This window comes from Shewanella sp. 0m-8 (assembly GCF_052977265.1).
The window spans coordinates 38,366-60,124 of sequence record NZ_JBRIMB010000028.1 but is presented as its reverse complement, the minus strand read 5'-3'; the positions used below and the strand labels follow the sequence as shown (position 1 = coordinate 60,124).

The window sequence follows — 21,759 nt, the reverse complement described above, 5'->3', positions numbered from 1 at the left end:
TTATTATTGAGTTTGAAGACAGACTTGTGAAACATATTAACTAAAACTGCAGTTACACAGAATCTGTTACACCCTCCGCGAAAAGGCAAAACAGCATCAGCTGTTTTGCCTTTTTCATTTAATGCTTATTCTCTTGCTGAATCGACTTGCTCTTGTACCAGCTTTAACAGTCTCAACCCAATTGGCCTTTACCGCCTTAGCTTTACCTTCTTGGCTTTACCTTCTTGGCTTTACCTTCTTGGCTTTACCTGCTTTCCTAGAACCGAGGATCTTTCTTAGCCTCTCCTAGAACCTGCTATTTTGTTTGAACAGACCAACCCAAAATGCCAATTCAAATAGCACGCCTAAAATAACGAAGCCTTTTACACCTTTTGCTATTCCCGCCACATAACACCCTATCGCTGCGCAAATTAACCCGGCTAAGATAGCGACTCTCATCCATGAAACTATGATGTTCTCCTTTTCTACTTCCCTAAATCTCAGCCTAACAAACTGTAGGCAACCGCTCATCTGTTCAGATTAAACCTTATTCACTCTCGCGGTGTGTTACTCAGCGAAATCCCCACAAAAAAAGCCACGCTACATAGCTTAGCGTGGCTTGTCGGGAGGGACTAAATAATGATGATGAGCTTATTGTTATTTATGGATTTTAGGTAACGCCTCAGCCCTCTGTGTATAGTCTGCATGACACTCACCACAAGAGTATTGTGCGGTAGACCATGGCATTTGGAACTTGCCATCTTCGGTGAACTGCTTCGCAGCGGGGTCAAGGTCAATAGTGAACAAGTGAGACTTCACATCACCAAATACTGTTGTGCCATCTTCACCTAAATGAGTGACGGCGCTCTTGGCAAGCTTTGGCATATGACAATCCGTACACTCAGCGGCTTTATGCGGCCCAGCAGCCCAAGTGTTTTCAGCAAACTCTTTATCATGACAAGCGGTACACTCTTTCACTGCACCAGTGTGTAAACCATCAGCGCTGTCTTGATTGACCGTTGATTTGTGAGAGTCATGACAAGTGGTACAAGTCATATCTTTCTTAGGACCAATCTCTTCGCCCGCTTTGTAAGTACCATGATCCTCAGGAACCACACCTAGCATTTCATCGCCAGTTTGGTGATGCTGCGCTAATCCACCTTTCGCAATAATACGGCCACCCACCTTGCTACCGTCAGGGAAGGCAACGTTATAAGCACTGACAAAAGTTGGATAATCTTTCTCACCATCACGAGTATGACACTCAGCACAAGTAACCGCTTTACCAAAAGCCATATCTTCAGCTAAGAAGTCTTCCGTAGTGCGGGCCATAGCTATCTTAGTGATATTATCTTTTGATGGTGCAGCGATATGTTCACTACCCGCGCCATGACAAGATTCACACTGAATACCTTGCTCAGCAAATGTGCCGCCCATACCTGGTAGGTCATCTTGACGTTCTAGATTACGAACATCATCTCCTTCGGTAGTGCGTTTCCAACCAGTAGTATGACAATTACCACACTTGTATTGGTAGTTCATATCACCCGTTTTATAGTTACCCATCACATCGGGGTCATTAAGGTGGTTATCGGGGATATTAAGCTCACCCTCTGCGTTACGTATGTTGTACTGCACATTGGTACCAGTAACGATATAACCATCGGCATCTAACCAGCGCATCTTCCAATGGTAACCACCGACGACATAAGTAACATCGTCATAGCTTGTTGGTGCACCTAAGGCGTTGTTCGTTGTGCCGTCAGCATCAGGGCCTGCAAATTGAAGTAAGTTAATAGCTCCTGTAATCGACTCCTCAGGAGTATAGGGGAAAGCAGGTTGCTCACCGTTAGCAATTTTTTGGATCTTAAAATTATGACCTGTTTTACTAAAGGTCTCATATTTACCACTATGACATCCCGCACATGCCGCGCTGCCAACATAAGTTAGCGGCTCAGGCTCAGGTTGCGCCTCAACAGTCACAGTCACCACAGCAGATGCTTCATCAGTGCCGTCGGTTATTGTATAGTTAAACTTCACTTCGCCCGCTTCAGAGCCAGCCGTGAAGTCAACCTTACCGCCTTTTATCACGGCACTATCAGAGTCAACAGAAACAATAGTTAAGCTATCACCATCGGCATCGGTATCATTGGCAAGCACATCAATTGTAACAACCTCAGTTGCCAACACATTGGCAATATCGGCCACAGCGACAGGGGGAGTATTCTCAACGGGTAAGTTTTCATTATCGTTATCACTACCACAAGCAACCAACATGGTTATCATGCTCGCGAGTAATAGTTTTTTACATGGAATTGTTGTGTTCATAAGTTCATCCTCAACATTGCTATTCACATCGCCAACGTTGCAGGGAATGGCGATTGATATGCCTCTTTGGACATGTTTCAAGTATTGAAGAGTTACTACTAAAGAGATAGATAACTAGAGTTCACTGCTACCAAAGAGTTGTGAACTATAGTTATCAACTACCGGCTAGAGCATTGTTTAATAAGATATTTTAACCATGAGAAATGTTGTGATTTGTTATCACAAATTGACCAGTATTGGTCAGAATGTAGATCTTGCTCTCATTTTGCGTAACAAGCCCAGCCTTCTTTAAGAAGGCGTAGGTGGAAATTAAACTTAGTATGGTCCTCAATTTCAACTAAGCGGCAAAGATCCATAAATTTAACCCCTTTATGGGCAGCTAACACTTTAAGTGCTTTACGCCGGTAAGTGTTTGCCAGCGCGCTGTAAACTAAATCTGGATCAAGATCGCTACGACTCTTAAATAGTTGCTTCTCGGCTAGACTTCGTCTTATCGTTACGATCAGCTCATGGCTTTTAAAGGGTTTAGTCATCACACTGTCTGCGCCCTTTTTCATGGCATCCACAGCGGTATCGACAGTCGCATAGGCTGTGATAATTATTACTGCGATTAAAGGCTGGTTTTGACGCAAATTAGAAATTGCTTCAACCCCTGTCATACCAGACATCAACAAGTCCATCAATGTAATATCGAAGTGCTGCCTATCACTCGCCTCAATCGCTGCTTCAGCACTCGTCACTGCTGTAACGGAAAACCCTTCTAACTCTAGAATTTCAACTATATTTTCGCTCAGTTCAATATCGTCTTCAGCCAGTAAAATTGCGGTCATGAATGGTGCCCCCGATAAAAAGTGAGTTCAACTCGTGTGCCTTGTTCTTTACTGCTCACAATATGCATTTTCCCATTATGTAGAGACACGATTTGCTCGCAAATCGCTAAACCTAAACCCGTACCTTGCCCTATTGCCTTGCTGGAGTAGAACAGTTCTGTTGCGCGAGACAGTTGCTCAGGAGTCATGCCGTTACCCGAATCTTCAACTGAAATATGGACCTTCTCATCATCTTGAGTGGCTTTTATAAGAATAGCGCTATGGGGATGAGAGGCGTCAATGGCATTGCAAAGCAAATTAATAAACAGCTCTTCGAGCTTAATTTTTTCTGCATATAAAATGATACTCGCACTGCATTCAAGCTCAATGTGATGCTGCTTAGTGCGGTGTGCCAGTAACTTTACGGCCGAATCGAGTACATTGTTAATGGCGATAAAACTACGCTTGCCCGAAGCAGGCCTCGCATAACTGAGTAACTCTTTACTAATTGAAGAGGCTCTTTCAATCCCTAGGCGGACGCGGCTTAAGTAATTGGCTTCAGACTCTGATCTTTGTGGGTGTTTTCGCTCCCAAAGATCGAGCGCTAATGTCGATGAGGCTAGCGGGTTATTAATTTCATGGGCAACCCCCATGGCCAACTGACCAATCGCCTTGTACTTATCAGCTTCAATAGCTCGCTTAAGTTTTGCTTCTGTGGCTTGCTCTTTTTCTACATCAAAGACTTTAAGCGCCTTAAACAGTGCAATTAAGATAAGACCACCGGCTAAGGTTCTTAACACAGGTACGCTATGATGATAATCCGTGGGCACCAAACCTGATAGCACTCCGTAGATCATTAACCCAACACCACAAAGAGCAAAGTACTGACCATAACCATGCTCATCTTGACGCAAACTGTTGCCATAAACCATCATACCAATACCCGCTAAAGCCGCAGAACCAAACCCGATCAAGCTACGCGTATAGCGGCTCGCTTCTTCAAACCCGGTTTTGTTCACTGAGAGGTGGTGCAAGTCAGGGATCACTAAATAACCGTAACTAAGCAACAAGGCGATAATCAGTCCATGTCCGATATAAGCAAGGCATTTATTGCTAATGGTTAATATCAACCAAGCAAATACCATCAAGGCCGCGTAGGATAAAAATAGCTTTACCAAGCAGAGCCATTGTGTCAGTAGGCGATATTCAGGTGCGATATCATCGGAAAAAATGAGCACGTAAAGCTCTGACCATTCATGAAACGCATGGGAAAACCCAAAAACCGCTAGCGCCCATAATGTGGGGGCAATTTTTAGCTGACTATAACGAAAGTTACGAAACAGGACGGCGCAGCCCATCGAGAAAAAAACGAGGCCGTAGAAAAGATAAATATTAAACGTGACAAAAACAGGCATGGGTACACCTTAGCACCTACCTATTAAGTATGATTTGATCTGCTTCTTGTTTCGTCAGGTTGTAAGTTGCGTGAGTTCAAAAAATAAAAAGCCACTTAAGTAAAAAACTTAAGTGGCTTCTTTGTTGCACCAGGATTTATCTTAAGACTTAACGCGCTCGACGTGTCCGCCCAATCCCTTAAATTTGTCTTCAATATGCTCGTAACCACGATCTAAGTGGTAAATACGATCGACGATAGTGGTTCCTTCAGCCACAAGGCCTGCAATCACTAAGCTTGCTGACGCACGTAGATCCGTTGCCATCACCTGAGCACCATTAAGCTTTTCAATACCATGAATAATACACGTATTGCCTTCAAGCTCCATCGTTGCGCCCATACGGCTTAACTCAGGAACATGCATAAAGCGATTTTCAAAAATCGTTTCGGTAATGGTTGACGTGCCTTCAGCGAGTGCGTTTAACACACAGAACTGCGCTTGCATATCAGTAGGGAAACCTGGGTACGCCACTGTTTTGATATTGACAGCTTTAGGGCGCTTGCCCTGCATATCTAACTCAATCCAGTCATCACCTGTGGTGATGTTTGCGCCTGCATCTTCAAGCTTTGCCAAAACCGCTTCAAGTGACTTAGGATCCGCTTTAGTACAACGGATTTTGCCACGGGTCACAGCCGCAGCAACCAGGAAACTACCGGTTTCAATGCGATCTGGCATGACTTTGTAATCACAGCCTTTTAGCGATTCAACACCTTGAATACGCACGGTATCGGTACCCGCACCTTCAATTTTAGCACCCATAGCAATCAAGCAGTTTGCCAGATCGACCACTTCAGGCTCACGGGCAGCGTTTTCGATAATGGTTTCACCATCGGCCAATGATGCTGCCATTAGCAAGTTTTCTGTCGCGCCAACGCTAATCATATCCATAAAGATATGCGCGCCTTTTAGGCGGCCATCAACACGAGCCTTAATGTAGCCCTCTTGCACTTCAATCTGTGCGCCCATCTGCTCAAGACCTTGCAAATGCAAGTTAACTGGGCGCGCACCGATGGCGCAGCCACCAGGCAAAGACACATCGGCAGTGCCGTATCGTGCAAGTAAAGGGCCCAAAATAAGAATCGATGCACGCATGGTTTTTACTAACTCATACGGCGCGCAAAACTCATTTAGATTGGTTGTTGAGATACACACTTTATCTGTGCCAGAGCGAGTCACTTCAGCACCTAAGCAGCGAAGCAATTCGCAGCTTGTGTTCACATCTCTTAGATTTGGTACGTTAGAAACATTGAAGTCTGTCTCGGCCAGCACGCCCGCCATTAAGATTGGCAAGGCAGCGTTTTTAGCACCTGAGATAACCACGTTTCCAGCAAGTGCACCACTTGCTTCTATTTTTAATTTATCCACTTTAACTCTCTAAATCCGCGATTACATATTAAAAACTTTTTCACGCTTCCATTGTGTTGGCGTGAATGCATTAATCGTAATAGCGTGTAACTCACCGCTAGTAATGCGGGCCATTAATGGGCCGTAAATTGTCTGTTGTTGTTTCACTCGTCCCATGCCGTCAAAGCACTCACCTACAGCAACAATCTTGTAGTGTGTCCCTTCTTGGGTCACTTTAACTTCCTCTAAAGAAAGCGCGTCTAAAAGGATGGTTTCAATTTCTTTGCATTCCATGGAACTATTCACCTTACTTAGCTTCTTCAATAAAGAAGTCGTTTAAATCGTATAATATAATAAATTTCTTAAGCTGCTCTGAAGGCGAGACTAACTTAAGGCTTGCACCTTTGGCGGCAAATATACTGACGAACTCAAGTAAAAATGCCACCCCGGCGCTGTCACAATACTCAATGCCAGAAAGCTGCAAAAATGCAGTCTCTGGCGCTAAAATACTATTGCGGCTATTCCATAGACTACGTACCGCATCTTGATCTAATCGACCCGATACTGCACAGTTAATCCCTTGCTGCTTAAAACTTGCCACTAACTCTGTTTCTCTTTGGCGTTTAAGTCAATGCGCTCAGCAGTGCGTTCTTTGAGCATGGTTATCACTGACTCAATACCTTGTTGGCGAACAAGGTTAGTAATCTCTGATTGCTTCGATGATAACAAGCTTACCCCTTCAGCAACTAAGTCAAACGCTTTCCATGTACCGTTTTTTAAGCGACGCGCTTTAAACTGCAACTTAATTGGAGGGCGGCCTTGTTCAACAACTTGCACATTAACACTGACAAACTTTTCATCGGCAAAATCTTCAGCTCTACCATATTCTACAGTTTGGTCGGTATATTCAGTAAACGCTTGCGCATAGGTTGAAACCAAATAGTCTCGAAATGCCTCAACAAAACGGTCACGTTGATCTTTGCTCGTCTCACGTAAATACTGGCCTAACACCTTATAAGATGCGTATTTATAGTCGATATACGGCATCAACTCTTCCGTCACAATCACTTTTAAATGATCCGGATCTGAGGCAATCAGCTTTTCATCTTGATGAAAACGCGCAAAGGTCTTATTTGCGACCTCTTCAACCATAGTAAAAGGATTGGTTTGGTCGATATCAGCACTTGCCACTGCGTCTGCAGCCTGCGCACCTAGACTACACACCGCCATCAAGACGAACATAATGCTGCGATAAATACTTTTAAACATATTCGTATACTCCAATAGCTTACCGAAGGTTAATCCTTTGAACCCATGCTATACAGCAACTGACCAATCAAGTCTTCTAATACTAGTGCTGAGTGGGTGTCCTCAATACTGTCGCCATCGGCTAACAATTCAATATCGTCGTCCATAAACCCTGGCGTTAGCCCTAAAAACTGCTCACCTAACAGGCCTGAGGTTAAAATAGATAAGGTGCTGGTTTCTGGAAAATACTGATAACGCTTATCCATGGCGATGCTGACTACTGGCACCAACTTCTCAGGGTCAAGATTGATTTCGCTCACACGACCAACCACCACGCCACCCACTTTAACGGGAGAGCGTACCTTAAGACCACCAATATTACTAAACTTGGCGTACAGCGTATAACTGCTATCGCCCGATTTGACCTCGACGTTGGCAACGTTAAACACCAATACTAAAAAGGCTGCCAACCCGGACAATAAAAATAGACCGACTAGAATCTCAATTTTCCTTGTCAACATAACTCATTTACCACTCTATTCAATAAATCTAAACAATAATTAACGACGTGGAAGCTTCCTGCGTCACCGTAAAAATTACTGGCCAAACATCATCGCTGTCAGCAAAAAGTCCAATGCTAAAACTGCTAGGCTCGATTGAACTACCGTCTGCGTCGTTGCACGGCTAATCCCTTCAGGATTAGGGATAACATGATAGCCACGATAAAGTGCAATCCATGTCACCACCACCGCAAATAAAAAGCTCTTGATAATGCAGTTAACAATGTCTTGTCGCCACTCAACTGACGCCTGCAATATCGACCAAAAACTACCACTATCAATGCCCTTCCACTCCACACCAACTATGTGGCCACCATAGATCCCTACAGCAGTAAACATCAAGGCTAGCAATGGCAAACTGATCACTCCCGCCCAAAAACGTGGTGCAATAATTTGCCTAAGCGGGTCGATAGCCATCATTTCTAGACTCGCCAACTGTTCGGTACTCTTCATTAGACCAAGCTCTGCCGTTAGCGCCGAACCTGCTCGGCCAGCAAACAGTAGCGCAGTCACTACCGGGCCTAACTCCCTTAATAAGCTCAAAGCCACCATCGGCCCAAGACTTTCTTCAGTGCCAAAGCCCACAAGAATATTATAGCCCTGCAGCGCGAGTACCATGCCGATAAACAGACCCGAAACCAAGATAATCACCATCGACTGCACGCCCACAACATACAACTGCTTTAGCAGTAATGGGGTGCCTTTTCGAAATCTTGGGCGATGTGCAATTGCGCCCCATAGCATTAAGCCGGCTTGTCCAAGCCCTACCACTAACTCAATTGCAGACTTACCTAATCGCGCAATTTGATCAATCAAGCTCACGGAGTAGTTCCTTCTTATAATCTTCTGCAGGATAGTGAAACGGCACCGGGCCGTCGGGTTCGCCGCCAATAAATTGCTTTAATTGCGGATTATCGGCCAAACGCAGCTCTTCTGGTGTACCGTGAGCAATAATGCGCTTGTCTGCCAACACATAGACGTAATCTGCAATGCCAAGCACTTCTACCACATCATGAGATACCACAACAGAAGTGAGATTGAGTGCATCTGACAGCTCACGAATAAGCTTAACCAGCACTCCCATAGAGATCGGATCTTGCCCCGCAAATGGCTCATCGTAAAGCACCATCTCAGGTTCTAATGCAATTGCGCGTGCTAATGCTGCTCGGCGCTGCATACCACCGGACAGCTCTGTCGGCATCATCTGCGCGGCGCCTCTAAGCCCTACGGCTTCGAGTTTCATCAATACGATTCGGCGAATAATCTCTTCTGGTAGACCTGAATGCTCTCTTAGTGCAAAAGCAACATTATCGAATACATTCATGTCGGTAAACAGCGCACCACTTTGAAACAGCATACTCATACGTTTACGCAGAGCAAACAGTTCACTGCGGCTGCACTTATGTACGTCTACGCCATCGAATTTTACTGTTCCGCTATCAGGGGTTAACTGCCCACCAATAAGCTTAAGTAGTGTGGTTTTTCCGATACCGCTTGGGCCCATGATCGCGGTAACTTTACCCTGAGGTATCGACAGGCTGACATCTTGAAAAATGACACGTTCGCCGCGGCTAAAGGTCATACCTTGAGTTTCAACCAATGTTTTGGGGATTTCAGTCATGCAAGCACCCTGCATCTAATAATGGAAACTTCCGTTTTCCGTACCGGAAAGGGAGAAATTGTACGTAATTGACTAAAGAGGCACAACCAAATCAAGACTATCTCACCTCAATACTTTCATTTTTCTTCAATTACAGCGAAAATACGCGGCTATACCCCAAAATACTAAGAATCGATGTTATTTAATATTTTTATGTTAGTCGCAGGCTTAGGCGCCCTTGTTTGGAGTGCCGATAAGTTTGTTTACGGTGCAGCAGCCTTTGCTCGTAACCTTGGTTTACCGCCAATGCTTATTGGTTTAACGATTGTCGCTATGGGGAGTTCGGCTCCTGAAATGTTCGTTGCGGCGACCGCATCACTCGAAGGCATGACTGATACCGCAATTGGTAACGTACTAGGTTCTAACATCGCTAACATCACTTTAATTTTGGGGATCACCGCTTTGCTCGGCGCAATTTCGGTGAGCTCACAGACACTCAAACGTGAAATCCCAATGATGCTAGTCGCTACAGTGATTGTAGGTTACTTTCTTTACGATGGTTTTTTAACCCGTATCGAAGGCATTAGCTTATTAGTGCTATTTATCGCTTTAATGGGTTACCTAATCTGGCATGGCTTAAACAGTAAAGACAAAGATGCATTAGCCGTTGAAGCAGAAAGCGAAGTGCCTGCCGACGTCCCAACGGGTAAAGCCATTTTATGGCTGATTGTGGGTATGGTATTGTTACCATTATCCGCAGACTGGATGGTACAAGGTGCAGTAGGGATCGCTAAAGCGTATCATTTGTCTGATTTAGTTATCGGTTTAACCATTATTGCAGTCGGTACCAGTCTGCCAGAACTCGCCGCTTGTATTGCCGGAGTCTTAAAAAAAGAAGATGACCTTGCGATCGGTAACATAGTTGGTTCAAACTTATTCAATATTCTAGCGGTACTTGCTATACCTGGCATTATAGCGCCTGGCGCTGTTGATGCAGCGGCGAGTACCCGTGATTTTTATATGGTGCTTGCAACAAGCAGCGCACTTGCAATACTGATCTTATTATCTGGACGCGCCAGACAGCTAAAACCATGGCATGGCGTAGTATTACTTATTACATTTATCGCATACCAGGCATTACTCTTCCTATCTTAGCAATGGGTGCGATACGTTAAGCAGCAATTTAAAGAGAGACCAAGAAATGGTAGATGCAAATCAACTACGCCAATGGGGTACTAAGGTCATCGATATCGAGAAACAAGCACTCGATAATCTGTATCAGTACATTGACTCTTCAGAATTTGCCCAAGCTTGCCAATTAATATTGCAATGCACAGGTAAAGTTATCGTGATGGGCATGGGCAAATCAGGACACATTGGCAACAAGATTTCAGCCACACTAGCCAGCACAGGTACACCTGCATTTTTTGTGCATCCCGGTGAAGCTAGCCATGGCGACTTAGGCGTATTGAGTGAGAACGATATCGTACTTGCGATTTCAAATTCAGGTGAGTCGAGTGAGATCTTAACCTTAATGCCAGTCATTAAGCGCATGGGGCTGCCAATGATCTCTGTCACGGGTAAGCCAGATTCTAATATGGCGAAGCTGGCGCAACTGCACCTTTGCATTGAAGTACCAGAAGAAGCTTGCCCACTTGGGCTTGCACCAACGTCGAGCACCACAGCAACATTAGTCATGGGCGATGCCCTAGCGGTTGCGTTATTGCAAGCGCGCGGCTTTACTCAAGATGACTTTGCACTGTCTCACCCCGGCGGTAGCCTAGGGCGAAAATTGCTACTTAAAGTCAGTGATGTCATGCATAAGGGCTGTGAGTTACCAAGTGTGCAAAATGATATCTGTATTACTGAGGCGCTGTACGAGATCTCTAAAAAAGGCTTAGGCATGACAGCGGTTGTTGATGCCAGCAACACCTTAGTCGGTATTTTCACCGATGGTGACCTACGCCGGGTTATCGACGCTGAAGTCAATTTACGCACTACTCCTATCGCAGAGGTGATGACTAAAGGCTGCGTCACCATTACCGATAACGTGCTTGCAGCAGAAGCATTAAAAGTCATGGATACTAAGAGTATTAATGGTTTAATCGTGATTAACGACAAACAACAGCCTGTTGGCGCATTAAACATGCTAGATATGGTCAAAGCAGGAGTAATTTAATATGTCCAAGCAAGGTTTATACGGCCCTATTAGCGATGTAGTCTGGCAAGCAGCCAGCAAGATAAAACTACTCATTTGCGATGTTGATGGCGTGTTTTCCGACGGCCTAGTCTATATGAGCAACAGCGGTGAAGAACTTAAAACATTCCATACTCGTGATGGATATGGCGTACGCTCAGTATTATCTAGTGGCATCCAAGTGGCGATTATCACCGGTCGTAAATCACAAATCGTTGAAGACAGGTTTACCGCTCTAGGCGTTACCCACATCTACCAAGGTGTCGATAACAAGTTAGCCCCCTATAATGAACTGCTATCACTTTATAATGTTAGCCCTGAAGAGGTCGCTTATATTGGTGATGACATGGTGGACTTGCCCGTTATGCAGCAGGTTGGTCTTTCCGTTTGTGTGGCCGATGGTCACCCATATGTAAAACAACATGCAAAAATGACCACCCATATTAAAGGCGGCCACGGCGCCCTACGCGAACTCACTGATTTACTACTATTAAGCCAAGACAAGTTTGACTCAGCTCATGGGATGAGTATATGAACCGCGTCACCCTTGCGATAATCGCACTTTTTGGCACTGCACTTTTGCTCTATTGGCAAGTTCAGTCTAAAAAAAGCGAGCAGGAGCTGAATATCGATACAAGTCAGCGACCCGACTATATTATCGATGATCTACGTAGCATCGAATATAACGAGTTAGGCTTCATCAATAGCGAAGTAACAGCGAAACACATGGAACACTTTGATAGCGTCAATATGACCTATTTTACTGAGCCTGTTTATCTCATTTACCCTGATGATGGCCTAGCCGAATGGCGACTTAAAAGTGATAAAGGCAGCCTGAATAAAGTCACTGGCAAGGTAACGCTAGAAAACAATGTTATTATCGACTCGATTAGCCCAGAAGAGCCGATACAGACGTTAAGCACCAGCTATTTAGATCTTGATTTGAATACTATGATCATGACGTCAGATGAAATTATCCACGTCACTGGCAACGAATTCGTCATTCAAGGTGTAGGCTTATATGCCGACCTGAATGCCCAGAGCGTAAAACTAATCAGCCAAGTAGAAGGTATCTACGAAGCTCAGTAACGCCAACATATTGAACAATTTTACACTCATACTAGCTAAAGAAAACGCTTTAGCTGAGTAGAAGGACGCTATGAAATACAATCAATCTATCCTTGCAGGCCTATTTTGTCTGCTCAGTTTCAGCTCTGTTGCTAAAGTTGATGACCTGATGCAAGAGGTGAAAATTGCGGCCGCTAGCCAAGAAGCTGATATCAAGAATAATCAGGTTATCTTTTTTGGGCCTGTCGAAGTCACTCAGGGCACAATCAAGATGAATGCCGATAAGCTACGGGTTTTCTCAAAAGAAGATAAGAGCGGTAAAACGCTTGTGGCGACTGGTAACCCAGCCACTTACACCCAAACAATGGATGATGGACGCCCGGCAACGGCTAGCGCAAAAGAGATCCGCTACGAACTTGCTACGCGCACACTCACCTTAGTCGGCGAAGCCACCCTAGCGCAAGACGGTAGCCAGGTCACAGGTAACCGCATTAAATACAACATCAGTTTGCAACAGCTTATTGCAGAAAGTACTGGCAAGGGCGATGACAGAGTTATCACCATTATTCAGCCTGAAACCTATCAGGAAGAGAAACCAGAATCGCCAGCGAAAAAGCAGGAACAGCAATGAACCAAATCACCTTAAAAGCGGTCAATCTTGCTAAGAGCTATAAAAATCGTGCCGTCGTACAAGATGTTAGCTTAACCGTAAAGACAGGTCAGATTGTTGGTTTGCTTGGCCCAAACGGTGCAGGTAAAACAACGACATTCTACATGGTGGTTGGCCTAGTACAGAGTGATAAGGGTAAGATCTTTATTGATGATGACGATCTTACGCTCGATCCTATGCATTTACGCGCCCGTAAAGGTATCGGTTACCTACCTCAGGAAGCCAGTATTTTTAGAAAGCTGTCAGTACGTGACAACATCATGGCCGTCTTACAGACTCGTCATGACATCAATAACGAGCAACGTGAAGAACAACTTGAGCATCTACTCGAAGAGTTTCATATCACTCACATTCGTGACAGCCAAGGTATGGCATTGTCTGGAGGCGAACGCCGCCGGGTAGAAATTGCTCGGGCACTCGCAGCTAATCCAAAGTTTATCTTGTTAGATGAGCCGTTCGCGGGTGTTGACCCCATTTCAGTTATCGATATTAAAAAAATTATTGAACAACTTAAGAGTCGCGGTCTGGGCGTACTGATCACCGATCATAATGTTCGCGAAACTTTGGACGTTTGTGAGCGTGCTTACATAGTAAGCCACGGAAATCTGATTGCTGAAGGTACACCTGCCGAAATCTTGGACAACCAACAGGTTCGAGCGGTGTACTTAGGTGAACAATTCAGGCTATAGTTAATTCACAGTATGGAAGCTGAAAAACTCAATATGGAATTATTTCCAAAAAAATCAACGTGTTGAGTTTTTGAGCAACCTTCGCCAGTTCAACGAGCTTTAACGTTTAACTACAGTGTAGGGAATAGCGGTAAAATGAAAGCGTCACTCCAGCTCAAAATGGGTCAACAGCTCACTATGACTCCCCAGTTACAACAGGCCATTCGCCTGTTACAACTGTCTTCTTTAGAGCTGCAACAAGAGATCCAACAAGCATTAGATTCTAATCCGTTACTGGAGCTAGATGAAGAGCAGTCAGATGGCGATATGATCAACGATGAAGATCACTCTGTAAATGACTCTAATAGTGAACTCACCCAAGATAGCGCAAGCGTTGACACCTCCGAAGCCCTCACCCAAGATTCCATGCCCGATGACCTGCCTATGGATACCACTTGGGATGAAGTCTACACCGTTTCCTCTAATGCTAGCTCAGGCGTAAGTCGTGAAGATGACATGCCATTCCAAGGCGAGACTAGCGAAGGCTTATATGAGCATCTTGAGTGGCAAAAGAACCTCACCCCATTTTCAGATAACGATCTTGCTATCGCCACCGCGATTATTGATGCGATCGATGAACGAGGTTATTTAACCCAGAGCTGTGACGAAATTCTCGAAGCGATGGGCGATCCTGAAACTGAACTCGATGAAGTCGAAGCCGTTTTAAAACGAATTCAACATTTTGATCCTATCGGTGTTGCCGCCCGCAACTTAAGTGAATGCCTACTTATCCAGCTAGCACAATATGCCGCAGATACACCGCACATTGAAAATGCAAGATTACTGATTAAAGACTATTTAGACCTTATTGCGGGGCGTGATTTTAGGCAGTTAATGCGTAAAACCAAACTCAAAGAGGATGATTTACGTGAGGCGATCACACTGATCCAAACTCTTAACCCAAGACCTGGGCTTGCCATTGCACGCAGTAAAGATGAATACGTCATTCCCGACGTGTCTGTCAGCAAGAAAAAAGGTCGCTGGGTGGTAGAGCTAAATCCTGACTATATGCCTAAGATTAATGTTAATCAGCATTACGCATCAATGGCGCGTAGCACAACGAATCAGGCCGACGGTCAATTTATCCGTGGCCACCTGCAAGAAGCTAAGTGGTTTATAAAGAGCCTGGAAAGCCGCAACGACACCTTATTGAAAGTGACAAACTGTATCGTCAAATTCCAGCAAGGCTTTTTTGAGTTCGGTGAAGAAGCCATGAAACCTATGGTACTCAATGACATTGCCGAAGCTGTTGAAATGCATGAATCTACCATTTCACGTGTTACCACACAGAAGTACATGCACACCCCAAGGGGCATTTTTGAACTAAAATATTTCTTCTCAAGCCATGTGGGTACCGACGATGGCGGAGAATGCTCATCGACAGCAATTAGGGCATTTATTAAGAAATTAGTCGCAGCTGAAAACCAGAGGAAACCGTTAAGCGATAGCAAAATGGCCCAGCTTCTGGCTGAACAAGGGATTAAAGTTGCTAGACGTACGATTGCAAAATATCGAGAAGCGATGCTGATCCCGCCCTCAAACCAACGTAAGAGTTTATAACTCAAAATTAGGCACATGGAGGATCGATAATGCAAATCAACCTGACAGGACATCACATCGAAATCACCGATTCACTACGCGGTTATGTAGAAGAGAAATTTACAAAGCTTGAACGACATTTCGATCAGATCAATAATGTGCACGTTATTTTGAATGTACAAAAAATGCAGCAGATTGCCGAAGCTAAAATTCACCTTAAAAAAGGGGAAGTATTTGCTATTTCGGAACATGCAGATATGTATGCTGCAATAGACTCCCTGATCGATAAACTAGATCGTCAGGTTATTAAACACAAAGAGAAGCTGACTAAACACTAACGATGGAACTAAGTACCATCCTGCAGCCGGAGTGCACTACCTGCGCCACTCCGGGCAGTAAGAAAAAAGTACTGGAGTTAATCAGTGACATTGCCGCTGTCCAGTACCCAACCCTTTCTTCACAAGAGATCTTTGAAAGTCTCTTGGCACGAGAGAAAATGGGTAGCACGGGAATAGGTAATGGTATAGCGATTCCTCATGGAAGGCTGTCGAATATAGAACGTCCAGTTGCAGTATTGGTTAAATGTGAAGTTCCTATCCCATTTGACTCATTCGATAAGCAGCCTGTCGATATTCTATTTGCTTTATTGGTGCCATCTGATCAGTGTGAGCAACATTTAGCAACACTGTCTTGTATGGCTGAAAAACTCAACGATAAAGCGGTGGTTAAGCAGTTGAGAAAGACCAGCAATGAATCAGAGCTATATCAAGTCATTACCCAATAGCTAACTACTCAGGTCTTTAAGTTATTTATTTTTTACACAAAAGGTAAATGATTTAAAGACCTAAGTAATTATTACAGCAATATTATTTATTCTTATTCACCCGCTCAACTTCTTGCTTTCAGCCTTAAAAAAGTTAATCTATACACTTACACAATATAACCACAAAAATCATACATTTTGTTTAATGTCTATCAGGTAACCATACGATGAAGCTTGTTTTAGTCTCAGGTCGCTCCGGTTCAGGTAAGTCCGTTCTATTAAGAATGCTAGAAGATCTCGGCTATTATTGTGTCGATAACCTGCCCTTGCCAATGATGGGGACCTTACTCAAAGAGCTATCGGGTAACACTAAGCTTGTCGCCATCAGTGTCGATATTCGTAACCTGCCAGAAAAGAAAGATGAGCTGGTTAAGCACCTCACTTTTCTGCCTGATGGGGTCGAGTTATTAAGCTTTTTCCTTAACTCAAGCGATGAAGTGCTACTTAAACGTTATAACGAGACCCGTCGTCTGCACCCTTTATCGCACGATAACATTTCGCTTAAAGAGGCCATTGCGCTAGAAGGTCGCTTGTTAGAGCCGCTAGCCAACATTGTCGATCATTATATCGATACCTCAAATCTCAACATTTACGATCTTAATGATCAGGTGCGTGAGATCCTACTTGGCAATCTTGATAAAGAGTTGATGATCAACTTCGAATCGTTTGGTTTTAAACATGGTATGCCAACCGAAGCTGACTTTATGTTTGATGTACGATTTTTGCCAAACCCACATTGGGAGCCCGACCTGCGCCCTATGACTGGGCTCGACCAACCAGTACAAGATTTCTTAAATGAACGCCCAATGGTCAACCTGTTTATTAAACAGATTGAAGATCTACTCGAAACTTGGTTACCCGATCTAGAACGTAACAACCGTAGCTACCTTACCATTGCGATTGGCTGTACCGGTGGCCAACACCGATCGGTTTATATCACTGAGCGCCTTGCTGCTCACTTCAAAGATGGCAAACATAAAATACAAGTCCGCCACCGTGAGCTAAAAAATGCCGACCATTGAACGTGAAGTTACCATCTGCAATAAACTAGGTCTTCACGCTCGCGCTGCCACAAAACTCGTTGTTTTAGCCTCCGAATTTGATGCTGAGATCACCATCATTCAAGGTGAGAAACAAGCCTCGGCTACAAGTGTACTAGGCTTATTGATGTTAGAAACAGGAATGGGAAAAACGGTACAACTCGTTGCAACCGGGACAGACGCCCAAGCAGCGCTCGATGCCATTTGCCAATTAATTGATGCCAGATTTGATGAAGATAATTAATTCGTTATTTTCCTAATGAATTTCCTAGCTACCGCACATAAATACTCTTGAGTTACGTTATGATAAGCGCCTTTAAAACGACCCAGTGAGGGAGCTATGCCGATTGAAGTCTTAGATAATCAAACAACTGACCAACGTCTCAATCAGCTGACTCAAGCATTAGGCAACGGTATGTTTGTCCACGTCCGCAACATGTTGCAGGATATGGCTGCAACGGACATTGCTTTTATTCTCGAATCTTCTCCACCTCGTACTCGTCAAGTGCTATGGCAACTGATTGACCAGGAACACACAGGTGAAATCCTCGACGAACTCGGTGAAGAGCTTAAAGACAGTCTCATTGCTCAGATGAGTCCAGAGCGCGTTGCAAAAGCCGCCGAAAACATGGACACCGATGACTTAGCCTATATTTTGCGAAGCCTGCCTGACAGCATCTTTAAGCAAGTTTTGCAGTCAATGACCAAGCAAGATCGCGTGCGTGTCGAACAAGCGCTGTCATACCCTGACGACACTGCTGGCAGCTTGATGAATACCGATACGGTTACCTTAAGGCCAGACGTCAATATCGACGTGATTTTGCGCTACTTGCGGATCCGCGGTGAACTTCCGCAAGCCACAGACATGCTATATGTGGTCGATAAACAAGACAGCGTGTTAGGTGGTGTACGTATTGCAGATCTGCTGACCTGTGACCCAAACGCCTCAGTACGTGAAATAATGGTGTCGGATCTTGAAGGGATCCCTATTGGCATGTCTGACAGCGAAGTGGCGCAGCTATTTGAACGACATGACTGGGTGTCGGCCCCCGTTATCGACGCTGACAACAAGCTACTTGGCCGTATTACCATCGATGACGTGGTCGACGTTATTCGTGAAGACGCCGAACACTCTATGATGGGCATGGCAGGTATGGACGACGATACTGATACCTTTGGTCCAGTATTAAAAAGTACCTTTCGCCGCTCACTATGGTTAACCGTTAACTTATTCGCGGCATTACTCGCGGCATCAGTCAGTAATATGTTCGAAGGCACGATTGAACAATTTGCCACGATCGCGATTCTGATGACTATTGTTCCCAGTATGGGCGGCGTTGCTGGTAACCAAACTTTAGCTCTGGTTATTCGCGGTATTGCCCTTGGCCAAATCGGTAAAAGCAATTCTCGCTGGTTGATAGGTAAAGAGCTCGCCATTGGCTTCCTCAACGGCTTGCTGTGGTCTGTTCTCGTTTTTGTCGCTGTATGGATATGGAAAGGCGATATCGCCTTGGGAGCCTTGATTGCTGGCGCTATGCTCATCAATATGACGGTAGCGGGTCTTGCAGGGGCAACGATCCCTCTTATGCTAAAGAGGATGAACATCGATCCTGCATTAGCAGGGGGGATGGTATTAACCACTGTCACCGACGTGATTGGCTTATTTGCCTTCCTAGGCTTAGCCACGATTTTCTTACTTAACTAGTTATCAAGTTCGTTATCAAATTAGTTATTAAAGACTAATCAAAAGGCCGCTATTGCGGCCTTTTGATTACAAATCCTATTGCTTTAATGGGGCATCAAAACCGTAGTCAGCTAGGATCATTTGCCCGGGTTCAGAGAGAATATACATCGCCAGTTTCCAGGCATCTTGTTGGGCATCATCGAGTACAATCAAACCATAATTAGCTCCAACACTTAAAGGCTCAGGCAGCTGAACAACTTGCAGATCTTTGACCTCTTTCTGAGCCAGCACCGCATTGGTGCAATAAGTCAAAAACAGATCGGCGCGTTTATTTTCCATCACCCAAGCATAGGTATTACGGCCTTTAGGCGCTTTTGCACTGTTTTCACCACCGGTGAGCTGCAATGCTTTGGCTTCTAGCTTAGCCGTCGCTCCAGCCTGTAAGTGGTCAGCCTTTGCAAATATTTTCCAGGCGTAGTCACCTGAAGGATCGGCTTTGGGCGTTGAGGTACCTAATCGCACGTTAGGATCAAGCATCGCAGCTAGCACCCCCTCGCTGTTGATTTTGACACTCGGCTGAGCAATGGCACACATCTGATTGCGCGCAAACATCACTACGCTACTGCCCTTCCCCCCAGCTTGTAATGCTTGTGGGTGCTTCATATTGGCAGAGGCAAACACGTCTGTGTTTTCACCTGACTCTATACGCTTAAGTAATAATCCTGACGGTCCAAAATCAGCATGAACGGTTTGCTCACTCGCTGCCTGATAGGCACTAACAATATCATTCATAGCATTTTTTAAACTGCCTGCCGCTCTCAACTCAATGGGGTTAGCATTAACAGCAAAAGGTAAGCTTAGAAGTGAAACTAGCATCCATTTTTTCATCATTTTTTCCATTATCAATATTCGTTTTTAAATAAAGGCACTCATTTTAAGCAATGACAAATCATCTATAACCAAATAACAATACTTGCCTTTTAGCAAACTAACTTTAGTTGCCAAACCCGAGAGTTCAATCACGGTATCATTAGGCAGACAAGACAAAAAGTCTCATCCCCCCTCATATTACTGCCGCCATAAATCATAGCAGTCTTAGAGACCGACTTTAGCTCAATTTCATATATTGATAGGAATAAATAACACCGACACGACAGCAGGTTAGGACATAAAAAAGCCACTCAAGAGTGGCATTAATTCAACGCATTAACGATTGCACGTTATGCGTTTGGCATCGGGCTTAAAATAATCTCTACACGACGATTTTCAGCGCGACCTTGTTTCGTTTGATTCGAAGCAATTGGCTTTGACTCACCCATACCATGTGAAGCAACTCGCTGCGCTGGTACCTTTTGATGAGTTAAGTAGTTCGCCACCTCACTCGCACGCACTTGCGATAACCTTAAGTTATATGACTCGGCGCCAGAACTATCAGTATGGCCCATTACATTTAACTTGGTTTCATCATATTCAAGCGCGACCAACACAACGCTATTTAGCACTTGCTGAGCACGCTGACTTAAGTCCGTTTGATCGACACCAAACGTCACGTCATTTGGCATATTAAGGATAATGTTATCACCGCTACGTGTCACACTGACACCAGATGATTGCAGCTGCTTACGAAGCTCAGCTTCCTGCACATCCATGTAGTAACCAATACCGCCACCTAATGCAGCGCCCGACGCAGCACCGATCAATGCACCTTTACCGCGATCGTTTTTACTTGAAGACGCAACGCCAATCGCCGCACCAGCAATAGCACCAATCAGGGCGCCGTTGGTCGCTTTAGCATTTTGAGATTCGTTGGAATAAGGATTAGTTGTTTGACAACCAGACACCATCATGGCGGCGATAAGGCCACCAGCAAGATAAGAACTACGCTTTACGCTCATTTGAACCACTCCCAACCACTTGTGTGAGTCACAAAAGCGGCCACTTATAAGTTGTATTTGCAAAGCAGTATATAAACCACAGCAAATTAGACAATGGACTCGCTTGTTAAGTGATTCAAAATCGAGCAATTAACACTGAATTAATAGCGTAGCCAATAGCCTCTGCAGTAGCGCAGCTCTGCTGTCACCCGACATATCTACGCACCAATATAGTGCGCACGCGCACCATTTTTGAGCAAGATTTCGCAGATTCCATGCATAACAGTAAGCTCGGTAAATTTAACCTTATGAAATGTAATGATTTTAAATATATTGCGGCTTTGGCATATGTTAAGCATATATATTATTGAGTATTCACAGACACTAAAAAAATAATAACAAACTCTGTTTCGTGAGTAACGACAAGGTCAAGCTAGACAACCTTGCCATGGGAACTCCGTCACCACGCTCAAAGACGTCCAAACCACTGATGTTTTAACATTAGAACTTAAAAAGAGAATGCCGATGGATGCTATGAACCTGAACCTTAAAGTTATCAACGAAGTCAAAAATAACGGCCGTTTGTTATCGGACGTTGCTAAAGATTATGGACTGTCGACAAAAACCGTTTATCACATTATTCATGAAAATGAGCGAGGTTCAAAATCAACTTCTTTGCCCATTATGCAACAGACCAAACAGCTCGCTTTACGTATAAAGCAGCTACTCGGTCGTCGTTAAATTAACAGGCTGTACCCTGTTAAAGCAGAGGCGGGAAACACTATTTTTCGCCCCAACGAAATCAAAAAATTAA

At 44.5% G+C, this 21,759-nt stretch carries 25 protein-coding genes; 13 read left to right on the top strand and 12 right to left on the bottom strand.

All coding sequences use genetic code 11. The features are described 5' to 3' along the window. Positions 1-636: 636 nt before the first annotated feature. The 10 genes from ACVBIO_RS13860 to ACVBIO_RS13815 form a co-directional block, all read right to left on the bottom strand. On the bottom strand, positions 637-2,307 hold the full coding sequence (locus ACVBIO_RS13860; RefSeq protein ID WP_447172835.1) for an Ig-like domain-containing protein: 1,671 nt from the start codon (positions 2,305-2,307) through the stop codon (positions 637-639). Positions 2,308-2,567: 260 nt separating this feature from the next. Next, positions 2,568-3,137 (bottom strand): response regulator, encoded by a 570-nt coding sequence (locus ACVBIO_RS13855; protein ID WP_447172834.1) that lies wholly within the window; start codon positions 3,135-3,137, stop codon positions 2,568-2,570. Beyond that, positions 3,134-4,531, bottom strand: a complete 1,398-nt coding sequence (locus tag ACVBIO_RS13850) for an ATP-binding protein (RefSeq protein WP_447172833.1) — start codon at positions 4,529-4,531, stop codon at positions 3,134-3,136. Before ACVBIO_RS13850 ends, ACVBIO_RS13855 begins: the two co-directional genes overlap by 4 nt. Before the next feature lie 141 nt (positions 4,532-4,672). Continuing rightward, a complete protein-coding gene (gene murA, locus ACVBIO_RS13845) occupies positions 4,673-5,935 on the bottom strand; it encodes a UDP-N-acetylglucosamine 1-carboxyvinyltransferase (RefSeq protein ID WP_447159626.1) in 1,263 nt (420 codons plus the stop codon). A 21-nt stretch (positions 5,936-5,956) separates the two neighbouring features. Then, the gene (locus ACVBIO_RS13840; RefSeq protein WP_447159627.1) at positions 5,957-6,208 is read right to left on the bottom strand and encodes a BolA family protein; all 252 of its coding nucleotides are present in this window, start codon (positions 6,206-6,208) and stop codon (positions 5,957-5,959) included. A gap of 13 nt (positions 6,209-6,221) precedes the next feature. After that, a complete protein-coding gene (locus tag ACVBIO_RS13835; protein ID WP_447159628.1) occupies positions 6,222-6,515 on the bottom strand; it encodes an STAS domain-containing protein in 294 nt (97 codons plus the stop codon). Continuing rightward, on the bottom strand, positions 6,515-7,183 hold the full coding sequence (locus ACVBIO_RS13830) for an MlaC/ttg2D family ABC transporter substrate-binding protein (protein WP_447159629.1): 669 nt from the start codon (positions 7,181-7,183) through the stop codon (positions 6,515-6,517). The genes ACVBIO_RS13835 and ACVBIO_RS13830 overlap by 1 nt, the downstream gene beginning before the upstream one ends. Before the next feature lie 29 nt (positions 7,184-7,212). Beyond that, a complete protein-coding gene (gene mlaD / locus ACVBIO_RS13825) occupies positions 7,213-7,683 on the bottom strand; it encodes an outer membrane lipid asymmetry maintenance protein MlaD (RefSeq protein WP_447159630.1) in 471 nt (156 codons plus the stop codon). Positions 7,684-7,758: 75 nt separating this feature from the next. After that, positions 7,759-8,544, bottom strand: coding sequence for a lipid asymmetry maintenance ABC transporter permease subunit MlaE (mlaE, locus tag ACVBIO_RS13820; RefSeq protein WP_447159631.1), 786 nt, complete (start codon positions 8,542-8,544; stop codon positions 7,759-7,761). After that, on the bottom strand, positions 8,531-9,343 hold the full coding sequence (locus ACVBIO_RS13815) for an ATP-binding cassette domain-containing protein (RefSeq protein WP_447159632.1): 813 nt from the start codon (positions 9,341-9,343) through the stop codon (positions 8,531-8,533). The genes mlaE and ACVBIO_RS13815 overlap by 14 nt, the downstream gene beginning before the upstream one ends. A 174-nt stretch (positions 9,344-9,517) precedes the next feature. Between ACVBIO_RS13815 and ACVBIO_RS13810 the strand changes: the two genes are divergently transcribed. From ACVBIO_RS13810 to mgtE, 12 genes are all read left to right on the top strand, one after another. Continuing rightward, on the top strand, positions 9,518-10,477 hold the full coding sequence (locus tag ACVBIO_RS13810) for a calcium/sodium antiporter (protein WP_447159633.1): 960 nt from the start codon (positions 9,518-9,520) through the stop codon (positions 10,475-10,477). A 46-nt stretch (positions 10,478-10,523) separates the two neighbouring features. Further along, on the top strand, positions 10,524-11,501 hold the full coding sequence (locus tag ACVBIO_RS13805) for a KpsF/GutQ family sugar-phosphate isomerase (protein WP_447159634.1): 978 nt from the start codon (positions 10,524-10,526) through the stop codon (positions 11,499-11,501). 1 nt (position 11,502) lies between these two features. Then, positions 11,503-12,054 carry a 3-deoxy-manno-octulosonate-8-phosphatase KdsC gene (gene kdsC / locus ACVBIO_RS13800; RefSeq protein WP_447159635.1) on the top strand — a complete coding sequence of 184 codons (552 nt, stop codon included), beginning with the start codon at positions 11,503-11,505 and terminating at the stop codon, positions 12,052-12,054. Next, positions 12,051-12,608, top strand: coding sequence for an LPS export ABC transporter periplasmic protein LptC (gene lptC, locus ACVBIO_RS13795; RefSeq protein ID WP_447159636.1), 558 nt, complete (start codon positions 12,051-12,053; stop codon positions 12,606-12,608). Before kdsC ends, lptC begins: the two co-directional genes overlap by 4 nt. A gap of 70 nt (positions 12,609-12,678) precedes the next feature. After that, positions 12,679-13,218 (top strand): lipopolysaccharide transport periplasmic protein LptA, encoded by a 540-nt coding sequence (gene lptA / locus ACVBIO_RS13790; RefSeq protein WP_447172832.1) that lies wholly within the window; start codon positions 12,679-12,681, stop codon positions 13,216-13,218. After that, on the top strand, positions 13,215-13,946 hold the full coding sequence (gene lptB / locus ACVBIO_RS13785) for an LPS export ABC transporter ATP-binding protein (protein ID WP_447159638.1): 732 nt from the start codon (positions 13,215-13,217) through the stop codon (positions 13,944-13,946). The genes lptA and lptB overlap by 4 nt, the downstream gene beginning before the upstream one ends. Before the next feature lie 135 nt (positions 13,947-14,081). Then, positions 14,082-15,545 (top strand): RNA polymerase factor sigma-54, encoded by a 1,464-nt coding sequence (locus ACVBIO_RS13780; protein WP_447159639.1) that lies wholly within the window; start codon positions 14,082-14,084, stop codon positions 15,543-15,545. Positions 15,546-15,574: 29 nt separating this feature from the next. Continuing rightward, positions 15,575-15,862, top strand: a complete 288-nt coding sequence (hpf, locus tag ACVBIO_RS13775) for a ribosome hibernation promoting factor (RefSeq protein ID WP_447159640.1) — start codon at positions 15,575-15,577, stop codon at positions 15,860-15,862. A gap of 2 nt (positions 15,863-15,864) precedes the next feature. Continuing rightward, positions 15,865-16,308 carry a PTS IIA-like nitrogen regulatory protein PtsN gene (gene ptsN / locus ACVBIO_RS13770; RefSeq protein ID WP_447159641.1) on the top strand — a complete coding sequence of 148 codons (444 nt, stop codon included), beginning with the start codon at positions 15,865-15,867 and terminating at the stop codon, positions 16,306-16,308. 206 nt (positions 16,309-16,514) lie between these two features. Continuing rightward, positions 16,515-17,369 carry an RNase adapter RapZ gene (gene rapZ / locus ACVBIO_RS13765; protein ID WP_447159642.1) on the top strand — a complete coding sequence of 285 codons (855 nt, stop codon included), beginning with the start codon at positions 16,515-16,517 and terminating at the stop codon, positions 17,367-17,369. Further along, positions 17,356-17,631: an HPr family phosphocarrier protein gene (locus tag ACVBIO_RS13760; protein WP_447159643.1), complete on the top strand. Its 276-nt coding sequence runs from the start codon at positions 17,356-17,358 to the stop codon at positions 17,629-17,631. Before rapZ ends, ACVBIO_RS13760 begins: the two co-directional genes overlap by 14 nt. 96 nt (positions 17,632-17,727) lie before the next feature. Further along, positions 17,728-19,092 (top strand): magnesium transporter, encoded by a 1,365-nt coding sequence (mgtE, locus tag ACVBIO_RS13755; RefSeq protein WP_447159644.1) that lies wholly within the window; start codon positions 17,728-17,730, stop codon positions 19,090-19,092. A 75-nt stretch (positions 19,093-19,167) separates the two neighbouring features. On the opposite strand, the gene ACVBIO_RS13750 is transcribed toward mgtE, so the two are convergent. After that, positions 19,168-19,959 (bottom strand): molybdate ABC transporter substrate-binding protein, encoded by a 792-nt coding sequence (locus ACVBIO_RS13750; protein ID WP_447159645.1) that lies wholly within the window; start codon positions 19,957-19,959, stop codon positions 19,168-19,170. A gap of 332 nt (positions 19,960-20,291) precedes the next feature. Next, positions 20,292-20,966 carry an OmpA family protein gene (locus tag ACVBIO_RS13745; RefSeq protein ID WP_447159646.1) on the bottom strand — a complete coding sequence of 225 codons (675 nt, stop codon included), beginning with the start codon at positions 20,964-20,966 and terminating at the stop codon, positions 20,292-20,294. Positions 20,967-21,470: 504 nt separating this feature from the next. Here ACVBIO_RS13745 and ACVBIO_RS13740 point away from each other — a divergent pair. After that, entirely contained in the window at positions 21,471-21,686 is a 216-nt protein-coding gene (locus ACVBIO_RS13740) for a transposase (protein ID WP_447159647.1), read from the top strand. Positions 21,687-21,759: the final 73 nt, after the last annotated feature.